16 protein-coding genes are annotated in these 18,648 nt (G+C 35.2%); 3 read left to right on the top strand and 13 right to left on the bottom strand.

The window, feature by feature from the left end:
• Window positions 1–37: 37 nt before the first annotated feature.
• The 10 genes from QYS48_RS07670 to rimP form a co-directional block, all read right to left on the bottom strand.
• The gene (locus tag QYS48_RS07670; protein ID WP_308358239.1) at window positions 38–586 is read right to left on the bottom strand and encodes a hypothetical protein; all 549 of its coding nucleotides are present in this window, start codon (window positions 584–586) and stop codon (window positions 38–40) included.
• A 4-nt stretch (window positions 587–590) separates the two neighbouring features.
• On the bottom strand, window positions 591–944 hold the full coding sequence (locus tag QYS48_RS07665) for a DUF4325 domain-containing protein (RefSeq protein WP_308358238.1): 354 nt from the start codon (window positions 942–944) through the stop codon (window positions 591–593).
• Window positions 941–2,344, bottom strand: coding sequence for a hypothetical protein (locus tag QYS48_RS07660; RefSeq protein WP_308358237.1), 1,404 nt, complete (start codon window positions 2,342–2,344; stop codon window positions 941–943). The genes QYS48_RS07665 and QYS48_RS07660 overlap by 4 nt, the downstream gene beginning before the upstream one ends.
• Window positions 2,345–2,567: 223 nt before the next feature.
• Window positions 2,568–3,812 (bottom strand): hypothetical protein, encoded by a 1,245-nt coding sequence (locus QYS48_RS07655; protein WP_308358236.1) that lies wholly within the window; start codon window positions 3,810–3,812, stop codon window positions 2,568–2,570.
• Window positions 3,813–3,838: 26 nt separating this feature from the next.
• Complete coding sequence (locus QYS48_RS07650; RefSeq protein ID WP_308358166.1) at window positions 3,839–4,021, bottom strand: hypothetical protein; 183 nt, start codon at window positions 4,019–4,021, stop codon at window positions 3,839–3,841.
• A 534-nt stretch (window positions 4,022–4,555) separates the two neighbouring features.
• Complete coding sequence (locus QYS48_RS07645; RefSeq protein ID WP_308358235.1) at window positions 4,556–7,783, bottom strand: hypothetical protein; 3,228 nt, start codon at window positions 7,781–7,783, stop codon at window positions 4,556–4,558.
• Window positions 7,784–7,985: 202 nt separating this feature from the next.
• Window positions 7,986–8,453, bottom strand: a complete 468-nt coding sequence (locus QYS48_RS07640) for an SgcJ/EcaC family oxidoreductase (RefSeq protein ID WP_302102638.1) — start codon at window positions 8,451–8,453, stop codon at window positions 7,986–7,988.
• Between the two features lie 91 nt (window positions 8,454–8,544).
• Window positions 8,545–11,520 (bottom strand): translation initiation factor IF-2, encoded by a 2,976-nt coding sequence (infB, locus tag QYS48_RS07635; RefSeq protein ID WP_308358234.1) that lies wholly within the window; start codon window positions 11,518–11,520, stop codon window positions 8,545–8,547.
• Window positions 11,521–11,573: 53 nt separating this feature from the next.
• Window positions 11,574–12,815, bottom strand: coding sequence for a transcription termination factor NusA (nusA, locus tag QYS48_RS07630; RefSeq protein ID WP_308358233.1), 1,242 nt, complete (start codon window positions 12,813–12,815; stop codon window positions 11,574–11,576).
• 1 nt (window position 12,816) lies between these two features.
• Window positions 12,817–13,290 (bottom strand): ribosome maturation factor RimP, encoded by a 474-nt coding sequence (rimP, locus tag QYS48_RS07625; RefSeq protein WP_308358232.1) that lies wholly within the window; start codon window positions 13,288–13,290, stop codon window positions 12,817–12,819.
• A 192-nt stretch (window positions 13,291–13,482) separates the two neighbouring features.
• Here rimP and cysS point away from each other — a divergent pair, with 192 nt between their 5' ends.
• Window positions 13,483–14,970, top strand: coding sequence for a cysteine--tRNA ligase (gene cysS, locus QYS48_RS07620; protein ID WP_308358231.1), 1,488 nt, complete (start codon window positions 13,483–13,485; stop codon window positions 14,968–14,970).
• Between the two features lie 62 nt (window positions 14,971–15,032).
• Here cysS and QYS48_RS07615 read toward each other — a convergent pair whose 3' ends face one another.
• Window positions 15,033–15,665 carry a peroxiredoxin gene (locus QYS48_RS07615; protein WP_308358230.1) on the bottom strand — a complete coding sequence of 211 codons (633 nt, stop codon included), beginning with the start codon at window positions 15,663–15,665 and terminating at the stop codon, window positions 15,033–15,035.
• A gap of 101 nt (window positions 15,666–15,766) precedes the next feature.
• The gene (locus QYS48_RS07610; RefSeq protein WP_308358229.1) at window positions 15,767–16,705 is read right to left on the bottom strand and encodes a phosphatase domain-containing protein; all 939 of its coding nucleotides are present in this window, start codon (window positions 16,703–16,705) and stop codon (window positions 15,767–15,769) included.
• Between the two features lie 105 nt (window positions 16,706–16,810).
• Between QYS48_RS07610 and QYS48_RS07605 the strand changes: the two genes are divergently transcribed.
• Complete coding sequence (locus QYS48_RS07605; protein WP_308358228.1) at window positions 16,811–17,689, top strand: diacylglycerol kinase family lipid kinase; 879 nt, start codon at window positions 16,811–16,813, stop codon at window positions 17,687–17,689.
• Window positions 17,690–17,798: 109 nt separating this feature from the next.
• Here QYS48_RS07605 and QYS48_RS07600 read toward each other — a convergent pair whose 3' ends face one another.
• Window positions 17,799–18,350: a hypothetical protein gene (locus QYS48_RS07600; RefSeq protein WP_308358227.1), complete on the bottom strand. Its 552-nt coding sequence runs from the start codon at window positions 18,348–18,350 to the stop codon at window positions 17,799–17,801.
• Between the two features lie 51 nt (window positions 18,351–18,401).
• On the opposite strand from QYS48_RS07600, the gene QYS48_RS07595 reads away from it, so the two are divergent.
• Entirely contained in the window at window positions 18,402–18,581 is a 180-nt protein-coding gene (locus QYS48_RS07595; RefSeq protein WP_302102645.1) for a CPXCG motif-containing cysteine-rich protein, read from the top strand.
• Window positions 18,582–18,648 lie beyond the last annotated feature (67 nt).

The raw sequence follows: 18,648 nt of genomic DNA, 5'->3' as shown, positions 1-18,648 counted from the left end.
CCGCCTATTTTTTATATACATTGTTAGTGGCTGCCTTTTATCCTCTATAATCAAATAGTTTTTTTAAAATATTCGTTTTTGCTGTTGTTAATTTTTGACTAATTAATTCATCATACTTTGGTAGGTGGGACAAGTTAACTCCACCGTCAAAGATTGTATCTGTTAAATGGGATTGAAGATTGTCTGCATCATTTTTTATTTCCTCATATAGTGTTTCATCCACTGCCAACAAAGAGTCGTAAAATTTACTTCTTAGTCCGATGAAATAGGTTGCATTTTTTTCGTCAATTATTTCTTTTTGGTCATCGGTAAGGTTTGGTTTCTGAAGTTCGTGAAGGGATTCTTCAAGAGTTTCAAAAAACGTATGAAAATGGATAAGACTATGGTCTAATACTAAAGTCTTAAGTAATTGTATTTTTCGGTCTCTTTCTTTTTCATTTTCATCCTTCTCTGATTTGAGCCTAAATATTTTTACAGCAAAATAGGCGTTAAATCCCGCAATAAAAATTGCAGCCACTTTAAAGGCAATATCTAAAATGGAAAGAAAATTATTCATGCCATCTGGTTCTGAAACTGGTTCACACATATCTTTAGCCTATTGCGGTGTTTTTTCTGAGAATTCTGTTTATTGCCTCATTTAGAGGTCTTTCATAATTGTATTTTCCTAAGGAATTGAACTCAAATTTTTCTCGAAATTTCTCTCTTCCTAATTTGAGTACAACATTGACAAACAACTCCTCAAAAAAAGAAGGATTGATTGAATAAATGTTATCAGGAATAATTACTAAGATTGACTCATTCTTTTCTTCCATTTCATCAATTTTAGATGCCAAACGGACATCTTTTCCACGGTCTCTACCTGTAAAAACCTTGGCAATAGTTCCATCTTTGCCTTTTACTCTATAATCCTCAAGGTCTAGAGTGTTTTCTTTGTTATGTTTCATATTTCTTCTGTTAAATCGTCCTCATTGAATAATATTTTTGCACTAATAATAGTGCCTGGGAAATAATTTTTCGTGTATTTCACAAACTTAGTGTCTGGTTTTTCTTCTATTTTCCCTGATTCATTGAATGTCATGAACTTGTACTTTTCACCGTCCACTATACCATTTGTGATATTGTAAGTTCCGTCAAAAATGATTTTAGTATTTCCTGACAAAATTGCAAGAGTTGAAAAATCATCTGCTTCTTTGTTTTGACCTTTAATATTGAAGAAGCTTTCAATGAACTGAATAGACCCATTTCCCCGTTTTAAATATTCATCCGTTGAAACTGATGTTACACCGTCTTGCAGTGCGTATAATGTCCATAGCGTTTCTTCTTCAAAGCCTTTAATTATAAAATACTTCTTTTTGGTATACTGATCAGATAATGATTTCATTTTTGAGACAGTAGTTTGATTTGGGCAATCAGGGTCTTTAAACTTTTCATAGATAGTTTGACCAAAATTTAGAATAGCTAACCTAAAAACACCAAAGTGTTTATCTCCTTCGGTTTTTTCATGAAAATAACCAATTGAGAATCTATGTTTGGTTGTTGAGTGCTCTTCAGCATTTATAAGTATTTCTCCAATTACAGTACTTAAATCATCTAATCTGTCTGGTGTCAGAGTCCTATTTAAAGTCTTCAAACATTCTAGAACATAATCAACAAGCTTTGTTGTGTCTAAATCTTTTTGTTCTCTAATCTTAATAGGGTCACCGTTTAGCTCCCTGTCATGAACGCATAGTTTATATGGGATTATGTCCGAATATTTTTTTTCAATGTTTGAATGGATAACCGGTGAACCAACTGAGTTTAATAATTTTTGAACATTTTCATCCTTAGCGTTGGTGCCATTAATCTCAGTGACTTTTGGTCTAGTCTTTTTATATTGCTCACAGCGTTTAAAGAACTTGATAACGTCTCTTAATATGATGTCTAAGAATACCTGTGCACCTAAATCGAGTCTGGTACAATTCGAGTAATCTATATAAACTTTAGAATATTTTTGGTGAATTAGAGCTCCGAGAAGACCCTGTATAAAGCGGTAAGAAGTTTCAGCATTGTCAACTATTGAAAATTCTTTCGGTACAAAGAATCTTCCACCGTTTTCTGGTATTCTTTTGCCAATTTCATTTATGTGAAAGTCAGAACCCTCACAGCTTAGTAGATAAGATAAGTTTGCAGGTAGCCAATTTGCAAGAATATTCTCATATGAGTGATCCTCGCCTAAATCTTTTTTTGACTCTATGTATGAATAATTCTCAGCACGTCTTCGATTCTTGCGTTTTTCCTTACTTTTTAGTTTTCTCCTAAACTTCTTTAAGGCAATCCTTTTTTCTATTTCTTTTTTATTCTTCAATAAGTGTCGTTTTCTTTAGGTTGCCACTAACGATTTGTATATGGCAAGTAGGGCAGTTGAAAGCACTGAACTGTCGAGCTGCTCCGAGCCAAATCGTTTATTTTGTTTTTAATTTATTCATTCTTAAAAGCCAAATCAACGATTTGGCGGTGTTTCAAATAACCACAGGGTTTTCGTAAACCACCAAACGCCCAATTTGCTATATACCGTGTTATCTTCTTTTTTAAATCACTGTATTAATAAGTTCAGATGCACTTATATAACATAAATTTGCCTTTGAAGAATCAAGCTCTTCACTTTCCTTTAATTCTTTCCCTGGATGCACATAGTTCCTAAATATTCTGGATACATTTCCCAAATGCACAAATTGCTTTTGTAGCATTTTATTTTGCTCAAGGAAAAGAAGCAAATCATTTAATGCGGCATCATAAAGGTTTTTGGTTAATTTCTTGTTGTTTAGTTCGTAATCAATCTTTGTGATTTTTTTCTTCTCCAAATGATAGATTAATAAGGTCTCAATTAGTGAGCCAGCAAGAATAATAGTGGTCTTGTTATTTTGAAGAAGATGATTTAATGTCAATTCATCAAAATCACGTTTAAGGATTTCTTTGAATTTCTTATTGACCTTATTAATTTTCTTTAGGTTTCTGTAATAGTTTATCTCCTCTAGAAATTCAACATTTAATTTTTCAATACCCTTTATCCAATTTGGATTAATAATCTTGAATTTTATTTCACTTAGTGATTGTTCAATAAGAGGGTTGATTTCATATACAATTTCGTAATAGTCACCTCGTTGACCAGTGTCAATTATATAATCTTTATCAAGCCATTGTTCTCTGAGAGACTCAGCTTTTTGCTCGTCCGTTTTCATGAAAACCTTAAACTTCCATTTAGCGATGGGGAGAACTCCATTATCATAATTCTCATCCTTTTTAGCGGCTTGAATAAACGATTGTAGTTTATCGGTAACAAATTTATTCTCTCTTTCTAAATGAGTTAAAGCGTGTTTAAACCTTACTTCTCTTTCTTTTTCCTCTGAAATGATTTGATTTAAGGAATCATAGTTGTTTGAAATTATTTCATCTTCAGAATCCAATTCATAAGCTCTTGATATCAGTTCAAAAGCGTCTTTAAATTTTCTCTTTCTCTTCTTAATATTAGAGAGATTGTTCAGTATAGCGGTGTTATTTGGTTCTTCGTTTGATAAATGCTCATAAACCTTTTCAGACGAATCTTCATCATCACAGTGATCAAAAGCATATGCTAGCTCAAATGTGAAAAAGGCTGTTTTATCTTCAACAAGCTTCGATATTTTTTTAAACTCGGTTGTTAACTCCTGATATTTCTTTGCTTGATGCAGGTCATAGGCTAAGGAGTTAAATTCTTCGGAAGCTTCAAATTCATTTTCTGCCTTCAGATGATTTTTAACTAGTTTGATTCTTTCGCCTATTTCTTTTTTCGTCATTTATTCTAATTGAAGATAACGTCAGGCTATCGATCGTTTTGATTGGGAATCTTAGTAATTTGATGACCTTTCATTAATGATTCGATAGCTGATGTTGTGTTTAGTATATTTTTAATTACTCCTAAAGTAGTAGAAATTAGGGTAATTGAAAAATACGGAGTTCCTTTCTTAAAACCATCACAATCATCTGCCATGTCAGTTGGAGTCATGACTAAATGGTATATAGGAGAAACTATGTATCCGTTGTCATGCCGGTAGAAAGCCTAAATCCACCCCTGATAAAAACGATTGCTTTTTCATTAGCCTCTGAATTCCTTGACTTTATGGCTGGAATCGGCTAACTTCATTCTAAGTTTTTTAACGGTCTCAACCGTTTAGAAGCACACTGCTTCCACGGCTCGCCCGCAAAACTTAGGCCTTTTCAAGGCTAATCAATCCGCTTTTTATGCCCTCTTTCTGCCAACTGCCTTGCAGAATAATCTTAAGAAAGGAATTAAATACAACATATGGATATAATGACTTAAGTCGTTATATCCCTAAAATATTGCAGAGATCGATACTTTTAGTCGTCATATCTACTTTATAAATCATTCATCAAACCAAAAATTAGATCGAAAGGGATATAGGTTTTGGTTGTAGATGAACTGATATCATAAATGTAATAAAAATATTTTAAATGTATCCAAAACAAAAAAGCCTGTAGCGTTTCCACCACAGGCTTTTAATCATCATTAAAATTTAACTTATTCTTTTACTTCAATTGCTTCGTACTCTTCAAAAAGGGAAAGGTCTAATTCGCTGATTTTCTTTTGATATGCCTTCCAATCTTCTGCGAAGAATTTATTAAGGGCTTCAATAGCAGGTTTTAAAGCTTCCTCAGCCTGTTTTTTCAAACGTTTCTGGGTATCACCTGGTTTATCAAAACTAGCTGAAGTATAATAATACGCATTTCCAATTCTATCGCCTATATCTGGAATTGGAGTTCTAATAATACCTTGCTTTTCGCTAAAGTCCTCCCCTACAAATGGCTCAAATAATACTTCTAAAGAATCTTTAATGGCTTTGCTTGCCTTAATTTCTTCTTTAAAAGCTTCTTTGTCTTTTTCTTTCATCCAGTTGATATAATGATCAGCGGTTTCCTTAGCTTCCAAAATTCTTTGGCTTGCTTCATAAGCCGTTACTTGCATTTGCTCAATTTCTTTGATAAAATCATAACGTGCTTGCAAATCCGCTCTATCTACCTCTAAACGCGGATCGAACTGAACTTCTATCTCAGTAGAATCTTTATGTTCACCAAAGTGTAAAACCAATTTGTATTTACCTGGCATTACATCAACACCGCCTGGTTCTTCAGCATCTTCTTTGGTTAACCTTCTGCTTGGCCCTCTGCTTCCTGCCTCATCCATTCTCCAATACATACGATGTAAACCATTCTCTTTAGGTGTTTTATTTCTTAATGTACGGATCAACTCTCCATCCATAGTATAAACCTTCAACTTCAATGAGTCATAAGAAACTTTCTTCTCATCACTTTCTTCTTCCTCTTTTTTCTCATCCTTTTCCTCTTCTTTTTGCTCAGGCTTATTAATTAGGTAAGAAATCATAGCATTAGAGTTTCTGTTTTCTCCATTAAAAAGGGCATTCGCTCCAAAGCGAGAACCACTAGGCTGCTGGTTTACCGCCTGATAAGCAGTAGGTGGAGTAAATAATTTTAAGGGTTGATCTAATACAGATTTACCTTCTGCTGCTAATTCTCTTAACGGTCGGATATCATCCATCACGTAGATTGCTCTACCAAAAGTACCAATTACCAAATCATGCTCTCTCGGATGAATCATCATATCACGAGTAGGAACATTAGGATAATCATTGGTCCATTTCTGCCAATTCTGTCCTTTGTTGATACTGAAATACAAACCTCCATCGGTTCCTAAGAACATTAAGTTAGGCTCTTCAGGATCTTGCACTACACTTAACGTATAAGTCCATACCTCATCACCTGAAGTTAAATTAGTCCAGCTTTTACCATAATTGGTAGTGTGGAATAAATAAGGTTTGAAATCGAAATTTCTATAATTATTCACTACCACAAATGCTTCTCCAGCATTATAAGTAGAAGCTTGGATTTGAGCTACCCATGATTCAGCAGGGAATCCCTTAATATTGGTACTTACCTTATTCCATGACTGACCACCATCTTGGGTTAGTTGAATGTTACCATCATCAGTACCCACCCATATCACTTCTTCCTTTAAAGAAGATGGGGCTATAGCAGTAATAGTGGTATTATTTTCAGCGCCTGTAGCATCATAGGTTAAGCCACCACTTTCAAATTGTTTTTGTTTTTCTGGATCATTGGTAGTTAAATCTGGTGAGATAATTTCCCAAGTTTGTCCCTTATCAGTAGTCTTATGTAAAAACTGACTTCCAAAATACACTGAACTATTATCAAATGGATTTTGTGCAATGGCTGCGTTCCAGTTGAATCTTAATAATACATCTTTATCAGGATGCGTTGGTCTTACAATTTGATTATTGCCAGTTTCTCTATCGTAGCGAACTACAAAACCTTGCTGTGATTGTGCAAATCCATATCTTGAATTATCAGGATCAGGTACTACATCAAAACCATCACCAAAGGCTAATTCTTGGAAATAAGAATTACGGATACCTTGTGCTTTCCAAACGTAAGCTGGGCCGATCCAGCTACCGTTGTCTTGCATACCCCCGTAAACATTATAAGGATAATCATTATCTACATTAATATGGTAGAATTGTCCTACTGGTAGATTTTGAACAAATCTCCAGGTTTCTCCTCCATCGTAAGTGATGTTTAATCCACCGTCATTTCCATCTAACATCATATCAGGGTTTTTCGGGTGAATATACCAAGCATGGTGATCCGGGTGAACCCCTACATCAGTACCATAAGCTGGCATTAATTCTTTAAATGACTTTCCGCCATCTTCACTCACATTTACATAAGTGAAAATGGTATACACTCTATTTTCATTAGACGGATCCGCATACAATTCGGCATAATAGAATGGACGATTTCCAATTTCACCCATATCTGAGTTGATCATTTTCCATTTATAACCGCCATCTGTTGATTTATATAAAGCATTTTTCTTTGATTCTACCAAAGCATAAACCGTTTTAGAATCAGCAGCAGAAATCGCTAATCCTATTCTTCCTAAATCTCCTTTTGGAAGACCATCTTCATCCGTTAATTCTTTCCAGTTTTCACCTCCGTCAACTGTCATATATAAACCAGAACCTGGACCACCAGAAGTGAAAGTCCATGGCTTTCTTCTGTGTTCCCACATGGCTGCAAATAACTTATTCGGATTATTAGGATCCATAATCAGTTCCGCAACACCGGTTTTATTATCTACAAATAAGCTTTTCGTCCAGCTTTTACCGCCATCAGTGGTTTTGAAAACACCTCTTTCAGGATGCTCTCCCCAGGGTGAACCGATAGCACCTACATAAACCGTATTGGGATTGCTCGGGTCAATTCTGATTCTATGAATATTGCGAGTCTTTTCTAGGCCCATCAATTTCCAGCTTTTACCACCATCCATTGATTTGTATAAGCCATAACCTCCATTAGAACTATTTCTTGGATTACCTTCACCAGTCCCAACCCAGATCACATCCGGATTATCCTGCTGAATAGCTACTGCTCCAATTGATAAAATTTGTTCTTCATCGAAGACTGGTTCCCAGTCTACTCCTCCGCTTTCTGATTTCCAAAGGCCACCAGAAGCTGAGCCTACATACATTACTTGTGGGTTATCATGCACCACATCAATGGCTGTAATACGTCCACTCATACCGGCTGGTCCGATACTGCGAACATCAATGCCTTTTAATTTCTCTAAGTCTACTTGTTGAGCAACTACTGTAAAATAACAGCAGAAAGCTAACAAGAAACTCATCCATAGTTTAATTGAAGGTTTCCTCATAGTAAAATTTAAGTTTGAATCAATCTCGTAAAAGCTAAGCTTAGATGCAAACGCTTTTTACGCCAAGGGTAAATATGCTTTGTGGAAGAGCATCTATATTAAGATTCCTCTTGTCAATTTATGGTCCAAGCGGACGCTTGAACCAGAGAGAATCGATACAATAGTTCAAGCATCCGCTTGGACTGTAGGACCATAGTGCTGATTATTTCTTTCTATAATCCACTGCCTTCATATTTCCTTCTTCATCTATAATATGGGTTTCTTTACCGGGTACAACATCCGTATTTTGAGCTGAAGCACAAGTCCAGTATCCCTGCTCATTTTGATGGACTACAAAAGTGAATATGGTATTCCTCGCCTGGGCTTGAACACCCTTTATATTAGTTTGTCCTTCTAAATGGACTCTTGCATTTACCACCGCTATAAAATCAGACAAGTATTTTACTTTTGATTTTCTTAAAGTTAAGGTAGAGTCTTTGAAAATGACTTTCAGTCCATAATCATGAGCTTGAAATATAGATTCTCTGTCATGCCACCATAGCCCGGTAACATTTATAAATTCTGCATCCTCATCAAAAATAGAAGCTAATTTCCTGGCATCTTTTTCATTCCAGGCATCGATGAAAGTATTGGGTATATCTTCTGGAGAATTCAATTCTAAATGATCCATAGTATTCATACGGTTTCGAATCCACAATAGATATAAAAAAAGCCGATTGGAATTGAATCCAATCGGCTTTGTATATAATTTGAATTAGCTATTAAAGCTTTCTTTTTACTTCTCTTTCTTCGAATCCTTCGATTACATCTCCTTCTTTGATGTCGTTATAGCCTTTTATACTAATACCACACTCATATCCTTTCTTCACTTCCTGAACATCATCTTTGAAACGCTTCAATTGATCAATTTCTCCTTCGTACTTCACAATACCTTCTCTAATTAATCTGATCTTATTATTACGCTTCACATAACCGTCTGTTACCATACAACCTGCAACAGTACCGATTTTAGAGATTTTAAAGATTTCACGAACCTCAATATTACCCGTAATTACTTCTTCAGTAGTTGGTGCCAACATACCTTCCATTGCATCTTTGATCTCATTAATCGCATCGTAGATGATAGAGTATAACCTGATTTCGATTTCTTCATTCTCTGCTATTCTTCTAGCATTTTGAGAAGGTCGAACCTGGAAACCTAAGATAATCGCATCGGAAGCAGAAGCTAATAATACATCAGATTCAGAAATCTGCCCTACAGCTTTATGGATAATGTTAACTTGAACTTCTTCAGTTGAAAGCTTCAACAATGAATCAGATAAGGCTTCGATTGAACCATCCACATCACCTTTGATGATCACATTCAATTCCTTAAATGAACCAATTGCCAATCTACGGCCAATTTCATCAAGCGTAATATGCTTCTTAGTACGCATGCTTTGCTCACGCTGGATTTGCTCACGCTTATTCGCAATATCTCTTGCTTCACGATCACTTTCCATAACGTTAAAACGGTCACCTGCTTGTGGTGCTCCATCTAAACCAAGCATCAATACTGGTGTTGAAGGACCTGCCTCATCCACTTTTTTACCTTTGTGGTCAAACATGGCTTTTACCTTACCATAGTGAGCTCCGGCTAATACCACATCTCCTACTCTCAAGGTACCTGCTTGAACCATTATAGTAGTCACATAACCTCTACCTTTATCTAACTCAGCCTCTACTACAGTACCTACAGCAGATTTAGCTGGATTTGCTTTCAATTCAAGTACTTCAGCTTCTAATAATACTTTCTCTAATAAGTCTTCAATACCAGCTCCTGTTTTGGCCGATACTTCCTGGCACTGGTATTTACCACCCCAGTCTTCTACTAGAATATTAATGTTTGCTAATTCTTCCTTAATTTTATTAGGGTTAGCATTTGGCTTATCTACTTTGTTAATAGCAATTACCATTGGTACGCCTGCAACCTGAGCATGGTTAATTGCCTCTTTCGTTTGAGGCATCACAGCATCATCAGCAGCTACCACTATTATGGCAACATCAGTGATCTTAGCACCACGAGCACGCATAGCTGTAAAGGCCTCGTGACCTGGAGTATCTAAGAATGCCACTTTTTTACCAGAATCGGTCATTACATCATATGCACCAATGTGCTGCGTAATACCACCGGCTTCACCTGCAGTTACTTTTGATTCCCTAATAAAATCTAGTAATGATGTTTTACCGTGGTCAACGTGCCCCATGATCGTAACGATCGGAGCTCTATCTGTAAGATCTTCTGGTCTATCTTTTTCTTCAACAACCTCCGTTTCATCATCTGCTTCAGTGAATTTAACATCATAGCCAAATTCATCCGCAATTATAGTGATGGTTTCTGCATCTAATCTTTGGTTAATAGAAGCAAAAATACCAAGGTTCATACATTTGCCTATAACATCATTTACACTTACATCCATTAATGATGCCAAGTCATTTGCTGATATGAACTCTGTTGTTTTAAGGATTTTAGCTTCTTGCTCTTGCTGTTGAAGATCTCCTTCTCTTTTATCAGCCTGAGTTTGACGCTTTTCCTTTCTATATTTTGATCGATTACCGCTAGCTCCTGGTGATTTACCACTCAAACGAGCCATCGTTTGTTTAATTTGCTCTTGGATTTCCTTTTCAGTAGGCTCAGCCTTTTCTACTCTACCTTTTCTACCTCTATTTCTGTCGCTTCCGCCACCTCTATTTGCGCCTTGGCCTTGACCACCACCTTTTGCTCTTGCATCTTGTGGTTTATTGCTGGCGATTCTCTTTCTAGGTCGTTTTCCTCTTCTATTTTCTTTCTTATCATCAGAAGAAGCAACTGGCTTAACGCCTTTTTTACCCTTTTTCTCTTTCTCTTTCGGTAATTCAATTTTACCTAATACAGTAAGTCCTTTAAGAGAATCTGCTTTTGCTGAAATCGTGGAATCCTTTTGTTCCTCCACTGATTTAGATTCCTCATCAGATTTCTCATCAGTTTTAGGTTTTTCAGCTTTTGGAGCTTCTTCTTTCTTCTCTTCTTTAGGAGTTTCCTTCTTTTCTTCAGCTTTAGGTTGCTCTGGCTCTTTTTCCTTTTTCTCCTCTACCTTTGGCTCTTCTTTTTCTGCCTTAGGAGCCTCAACTTTTTTATCTTCTTTTGGCGCTTCTTTTTTCTCTTCAGCTTTTACTTCTGGCTTTTCTTCTTTAGGTTCCTCTTTAGGCTTCTTAGGCTCTTCTTTTGGAGTTTCTTCCTTCTTCTTAGCCTTTTTATCATCTAGGTCAATTTTACCTAATACTTTGGGGCCAGAAAGTTTATGGCTTTCAGATCTGTAAACGTCATCTTCCTTTTTCTCTTCCTCTTTTTTAGCAGATGATTCTTCTACAGGCTTTTGTTCTGCTGCTGGCTTTTCTTTTGATTCACCAGCATTTTTGATCAATACTTTGTCTTCATCATCTTCCTTTTCCGCCTCTTTGCTTTTATCTGCCTCTGAATCGATGACCACATTGCTATTATGCTTTTTACCAATGGACAGACTGGATGCTTCCTCTTTCTCTTGTGCAGAGGAGGCAAACTCTTTTGCGAGCATACCAAATTGCTCTTCTGATATTTTGGAGTTTGGTTTACTATCCACCTCATAACCTTTTTTGCCCAAGAAGTCTGTGATTGTAGATAATCCTACATTCAATTTTCTTGCCGCAAGGCTGAGTCGCATCATTTTTTCTTCTGACATAAATGCTTTGTATTCTGCTAAAAAATTATTGAGTTTGAGTAATCAATAAGATCTTACTCAAATTCTTGACTAAATATTTTAAATATCTCGTCTATTGTTTCTTCTTCTAAGTCAGTCATTCTAACTAACTCTTCTCTTCCTAATTCTAACACTCTTTTGGCAGTGTCGAGCCCAACTTTCTTCAATTCTTCGATCACCCAATCTTCAAGAACATCATTGAATTCATCAATCAACACATCTTCTTCTTCCGCTTCAGATAACTCACGGAAAACATCGATTTCCATACCTACTAATTTACTAGCAAGCTTGATGTTCTGACCTCCTTTACCAATAGCCAAAGAGACTTGATCAGGTTTCAAATATACTGAAACTCGTTTATTCTCTTCATCAATTTTCATAGAACTTAACTTTGCAGGGCTTAATGCACGCTGAATGTAAAGCTCCATATTTTCAGTATAATTAATTACATCAATGTTTTCATTCTGTAATTCTCTTACTATACTGTGAATTCTTGAACCTTTCATCCCCACACAAGCTCCTACCGGATCAATCCTATCATCATAAGATTCCACGGCTACTTTCGCTCTTTCGCCTGGTTCTCTTACAATCTTCTTGATGGTGATCAATTCATCATAAACCTCTGGAACTTCCTGCTCGAATAAACGCTCAAGGAAAACCGGAGAAGTTCTTGATAATATAATTTTAGGATTACCATTCTGCATTTCCACTCTGTGAACAACGGCACGAACAGAATCTCCTTTTCTAAATCTATCTTTAGGGATTTGCTCAGATTTTAGTAATACCAACTCATTCCCTTCCGCATCTGTTAATAAAGTTTCACGGCTTAAGATTTGATATACTTCACCAGCGATAATTTCCCCTACTAATTCACTATACTTGTTAAATAAAATATCTTTTTCAAGATCTTTTACCTTCTGAATCAATGTTTGACGAGCTGTAGTAACGGCTCTTCTTCCGAAGTGCTCTAGTTCAACCTCCTCAGCTACTTCTTCACCAATTTCAAAATCAGGCTCAATTTTTCTAGCTTCAGTTAAACTAATTTTATCATGATCCCAGATATCTTCTGAGTTATCATCAACAATTTCTCTGAAACGCCAGATTTCAAGGTCACCCTTATCGGCATTAATAATTATATCAAAATTATCGTCCGTTTCGTATTTCTTACGAATCATGGTTTTGAATACATCCTCCAAGATTCGAATCATGGTTGGACGGTCGATATTTTTCTGCCTTGCAAAATCGGCAAACGATTCTATTAAATTTGATGTGTCCATGTTACTTAAATGAAACCAAGACTTTTGTTTTGTCTATAATGTCAAAAGGAACTTTCGTTTCCTCATGTTTAATTTTCTTTTTTCCTTTTTCCTTTATCTCTTGATTTACAAGAATAAAGTCTTCACTAACTTCAAGTAATTCGCCTCTTATCGATTTACTTTCCTTTGTATCAACCTTTACTTTTCTTCCAATATTCTTCTGATATTGTCTAGCATTCATTAAAGGATGATCCAAACCCGGAGATGAAACTTCTAACACATAAGCCTTTTCCAACACTTCATCTTCTTCCATCTTATGCCCAAGTTGTCGGCTTACGCTAGCGCAAAAATCTATTGATACGCCATTGTCTCCATCCACCAATACAACGATTTTCAATTTATCGTTTTCACTAATCACAATATCCACAATAAAATATTCTGGCTCTGTGATAATCTCAGCTAAATAAGATTGTATTTTTTCTTCTAAACCACTCATTCCACGATAAAAAAGAGGGGACTTAAAAGCCCCCTCGTCATGTTGTTTTACTAACTTTGTTGCAAATTTAGAGTAAATAATTGAGCAAAACAAATAGTGTTGGTCAACAGATTTATATATTATTAGTATAAAAATAAAAATTCAATCCTGTTTGTGTACCCAAAAAGAGAATCTTATTTATAATTTTGCCTTATGGACAAAGAACTAAAGATACAAAATTCGCTTACTAGACAGAAGGAGATATTCAAACCTATTAATCCTCCCTTTGTAGGAATGTATGTCTGCGGCCCAACTGTTTACAGTGATGCCCACATGGGAAATGTCCGAACTTTTATGAGTTTTGATGTCGTTAATCGCTATTTACGTCATTTAGGTTATAAAGTGCGCTACGTAAGAAATATCACGGATGTAGGCCACTTAGTTGATGATGCAGATGATGGAGAAGATAAAATTGGGAAAAAGGCAAAATTAGAGAATCTGGAGCCTATGGAAATTGTACAAAAATATGCCAATGGATTCCATGAGGTAATGCATTTATTCAACATTTTACCACCTGATATTGAGCCAACCGCAACGGGCCATATAGTTGAGCAGATTGAAATCAATAAAACATTATTAGAAAAAGGTTGGGCCTATGAAGTAAATGGTTCTATCTATTTTGATGTTACTAAATATAATGAGGCGCATGAATATGGTATTTTAAGTGGTAGAAAGATTGAGGATTTATTAAGTAATACCAGAACTTTAGACGGACAGGATGACAAAAAGAACCCTCTAGATTTTGCAACTTGGAAAAAAGCTTCTGATGATCATATTATGAGATGGCCATCTCCTTGGGGAGAAGGTTTTCCGGGATGGCATTTAGAATGTACTGTAATGAGTACCAAATATTTAGGTGAAACTTTTGATATTCATGGTGGTGGTATGGATTTAAAATTCCCGCATCATGAATGTGAAATTGCCCAATCAGTGGGCGCTACGGGTAAATCACCGGTTAACTATTGGATACACACCAATATGTTAACAGTAAATGGCCAGAAAATGAGTAAGTCATTAGGCAACTCATTTTTACCTACTCAATTGGTAACAGGAAATCATGAAATGTTGGAGCAAGGCTATTCGCCTATGACTGTCCGCTTTTTTATGATGCAGACCCATTATTCAAGTACTTTAGATTTTAGCAATGAGGCTTTAAAGGCTGCTCAAAAAGGATATAGAAGACTTGCCAATGGATTAAAAACCATAAGAAGTTTAGAATTCAAAACTGATGATGGCAAGAAAAATGAAAAAGCAATTAGTCAGATAGAGCAAGCCTGTGATGCGTGTTACAAATCAATGAATGATGATTTTAATACCGCCAAAACAATAGCAGCTTTATTCGAATTGCTTAAAAAGATAAATTCTTTACACACTGGCCAGCTAAAATTTGGTGAATTAGGGCAGGATGTTTTTGAAAAGCTAGCTAAAACTTATCAAGACTTTATGGTTGAGATTTTAGGATTAGAGGAAGAAGCACCAACTGACCTTGATCCCATCATCAATTCATTATTACAGGTTTATAAAAAAGCGAAAGCTGAAAAAAATTATGAGCAGGTAGATGAAATCAGAGCCATATTAAAATCTAACAAGCTGATTATAAAAGACCTGAAAACGGGAGCTGATTGGGGATATGAAGAATAAAAAAATCATAATTTATCATAAAAAAGGCGCTGAATCAGCGCCTTTTTTATTGAATTTTAATCTTACTCTGGTTGTGGAGTAGTTCTTAAATATGGCTTTATTATTTTATGTCCTTTAGGGAATTTCTCTTCAATCTCTTCATCTTTAACACCAAGACCAATAATAACATCATTACCTGGTGTCCAATCTGCTGGAGTAGCAACTGGATATTTGGCTGATAATTGAAGCGAGTCAATTACTCTTAAAATTTCAGCAAAGTTTCTACCAGTACTAGCTGGGTAAACGATTGTTGCCTTTATCTTTTTATCAGGTCCAATAAAAAACACTGAACGAACTGTAGCGGTTTCAGAAGCATTCTCATGAATCATATCATATAAATTCGCTACTTTTTTATCCTCATCTCCTATAATTGGAAATTCGACAGATGTATTTTGAGTCTCATTCACATCTTTTTTCCATTCATTGTGAGATTTCACATCATCCACACTAACTACTGCTACTTTAGTATTACGCTTAGCAAATTCATCCTTTAACTGTGCTGTTCTACCAATCTCAGTAGTACATACTGGTGTAAAATCTGCCGGATGAGAATATAATATTCCCCAGCTATCACCTAACCATTCGTGAAAATCAATTTTTCCTTCTGTAGTATCCGCTTGAAAGTTTGGTGCGGTATCTCCTATTTTAAGTCCCATAATTTAGTAATTTTTTATTTGTTTGAATTTTAAGATATAACGACTTGTTCAATTATGGGTTTTACATTTTCATACGATTGTGATATAAGTTACAATACTGATTAATAATATGTTATAACGCCTAATTTCCTAGCATGCTCTATTGCATCTTGAGTATTTTCCAAAAGCAATAATGGTACTTTTCTCTTTTTGAACTCCTGAATGGTTTCTTGATCAAACTTATCCTTCTTACCAATCTTTCTAATGTAAACCGCCAAAATTCTGTCAGGATAATTGACTAATGCTTCTCTATAGATTTCAGTATCTCTTTGTCCACTATCCCCAATTAAAATGAATTTTAAGTGTGGAAATAATTTCATCAAACGCTTAATTTTATCTTGCTTGTGTTGATGGCTTCCTCCTCCTGAGAAAATCAAATCTCGAAATCCTGATTTATATTCCTGTAGCAAAAATGGACCTTTAGGAATTTTTCGAACATTGAAAAAATCCTGAAGAAATTCATATAAATTCCACTCACTACTACTTACATAGAAGAAAGGATTTCCATTAGCTTTTAACTGCTGATAAAAATTAGCAACCCCTTCAAAAGGTAGTCGCGTTTTAGCATTTTTTGTTAAAATCAACCTTAGCTTTTTGAATAATTGAGTAGCATGCGAAACCAAAATTGTATCATCAATATCAGAAATAGTTCCAAATTCAGCTTGCTCTCCAACTATCAAAAACTCACCTTCTGTTTCACAAATTATTTCATCAGAGTCTGGTTTCCTAATTTGAAAATTTACGGAATGCCAACCCGGTTCATAATCTTTAATAGGATCAATCCAACTACTAAAATAACCATACTCGTCTGTTACAGAGTGATACACTTCACCATTTAAATGAATCCACACTTTCATGTCTGGTAAAGGACTACTTAAATAGCGAGATAACATCACTCTAAAGTTTTTCCTTCTTTTATCGGTTGCTTCTGAATAAAATTCAGGGCGGTTTTCTACTACCCCTCCTTTAAGATAAAGAAACTCATTGGTTCCATAGCCCATAAAAGGAACAATCTTTGGGGGAGAAATAATCCCTAATAATCGTTTTAAATAAAGGGCAAATCGTATATTTAGAGTGCGTAAAATAATTTCTACATTTAGTTATTTATGACCCCACAAAAGCTACTTTTTATAGTAAACCCAAAATCTGGAAATAACGACAAGTCCAAACTAGAAAGAACTATAGCTAAAGCTTGTGATAAAAATAAAAAGGAATATACGCTTTTCTATACCACTGGCGAAAATGATTTAGATAAAATTAAGAAAGAACAAGACCTTTATCAAGCTGATACTTTGGTAGCATGTGGTGGAGATGGCACCGTAAATTTAGTAGCAGAATTACTATTAAATAGTGAAATCCAATTAGGGATCATTCCTCTTGGTTCTGCTAATGGCTTAGCTTATGAATTAAAAATTGAAGAAGATATTGAATCCAGTTTGGAATTGATTTTCAGAGGAAAAACCATTTCAATGGATGTAATAAAAATAAATGACCAGCATATATGTTTGCATTTAAGTGATTTGGGCTTTAATGCTAAAATGATTAGAGATTTTGAAGAAGGTGGTGAAAGAGGAATGTTAGCCTATGCCCGCTCCTTTTTTAGCTCATTAATGGATAAAACTACTTCTGAATTTACTGTAGAGTTTAAGGGGGAAAAGAAGGATATAAAAGCAGATATGATTGTGATGGCTAATGCTTCTAGTTATGGCACTGGAGCTGTAATAAATCCTGGCAGCAAACTAGATGATGGAAGCTTTGAACTTGTGGTTTTTAAACCTATACCAATTAGAGATTTGCTGAGTTTAACCTTAGAATCTTTTCTGGGTGATATTAAAAATTCTCCCTATGTAGAAATCTTTAGGGTAGAAAAAGTAAATATCCATTGTAAAGAGGAAGAATTACTACAAGTGGATGGTGAGTTGAAAGGCGAAAAACAAGAGATCAATGCTGAAATTTTAAAAGGAGCCCTAAAAGTAATTTCATAAATGAAAAAGAAAGAAAAAACCCCTTTTAGTAAGGGGTTCGTTGCATTTCTACTATTAATATTAGCGGTAATGGGCATTTACCAAATTATTCTTGATTTGTGGAATTATTTCAGTAATCCGTAACCAATTCTTCAATCTCATTCAGTTTTTTTAAGGATGACCTCCCCGATGTTGCATATATGATCTCTCCTGCTTTATTGACTACATAAAAATAAGGCAGCTCTTTATCATCCATATTTAATTGATCCTCATAATCTCCCATTTTTCCGCTGTAAACAATTACATGTGGGTGTAATTTCTGATCAACATCTTCTTGCATTTTTTTCATTGCAGATCTTGATGCTCCTCTTTTAATTCCTGTAAACATGGGGATGAAAACTACATTTACATCAGGCTTCATTACCGGAATTAATGCGTTAGGATCCTCTTCTCTAATAAATTGCTCCCAAACGGGTTGAAACCAAGTTTTTAAATCATCTTCAGCTTTTTGGCTAAAGGCTATACCCACCAAGGTCATTTTATCCTGAGTGGCGGCTGGAACAGTTACTTCATCATTTGTTAAGCTCGTTCCTGTCATTTCAGGAAAAGCTTCTCCTACTTGAGCATTTACAAATTGATTGATTGAAAATAATATTGCGAATGTTAAGGTTAATTTTTTCATAAAATTGAAAACGTTGTTTTTAATATTCTGTTATCAACAAAAGTACAAAATATGATAGAGCAATTCTTTCAATGCCCACATTGTTTTCAAGAAATAAGCATGTTGGTGGATAGTAGCATCTCTAAACAATCCTATGTTGAAGATTGTGAGGTCTGCTGTAATCCACTTCAAATTAATTTAGAAATTGAAGATGGTGAAATCTCATATTTTGAAGCAAGCCCAGCCCAATAATTCATTTTCCAGTTCATTAGATTATATTTTTTATTAACTTGATTTTCTCTTCAACTTTTTACTATTG

It is taken from the genome of Marivirga arenosa (assembly GCF_030503895.2).
In the GTDB taxonomy this organism is placed as follows: domain Bacteria; phylum Bacteroidota; class Bacteroidia; order Cytophagales; family Cyclobacteriaceae; genus Marivirga; species Marivirga arenosa.
The sequence above is the reverse complement of the archived record's forward strand: the minus strand, read 5'-3'. Positions and strand labels throughout refer to the sequence as shown.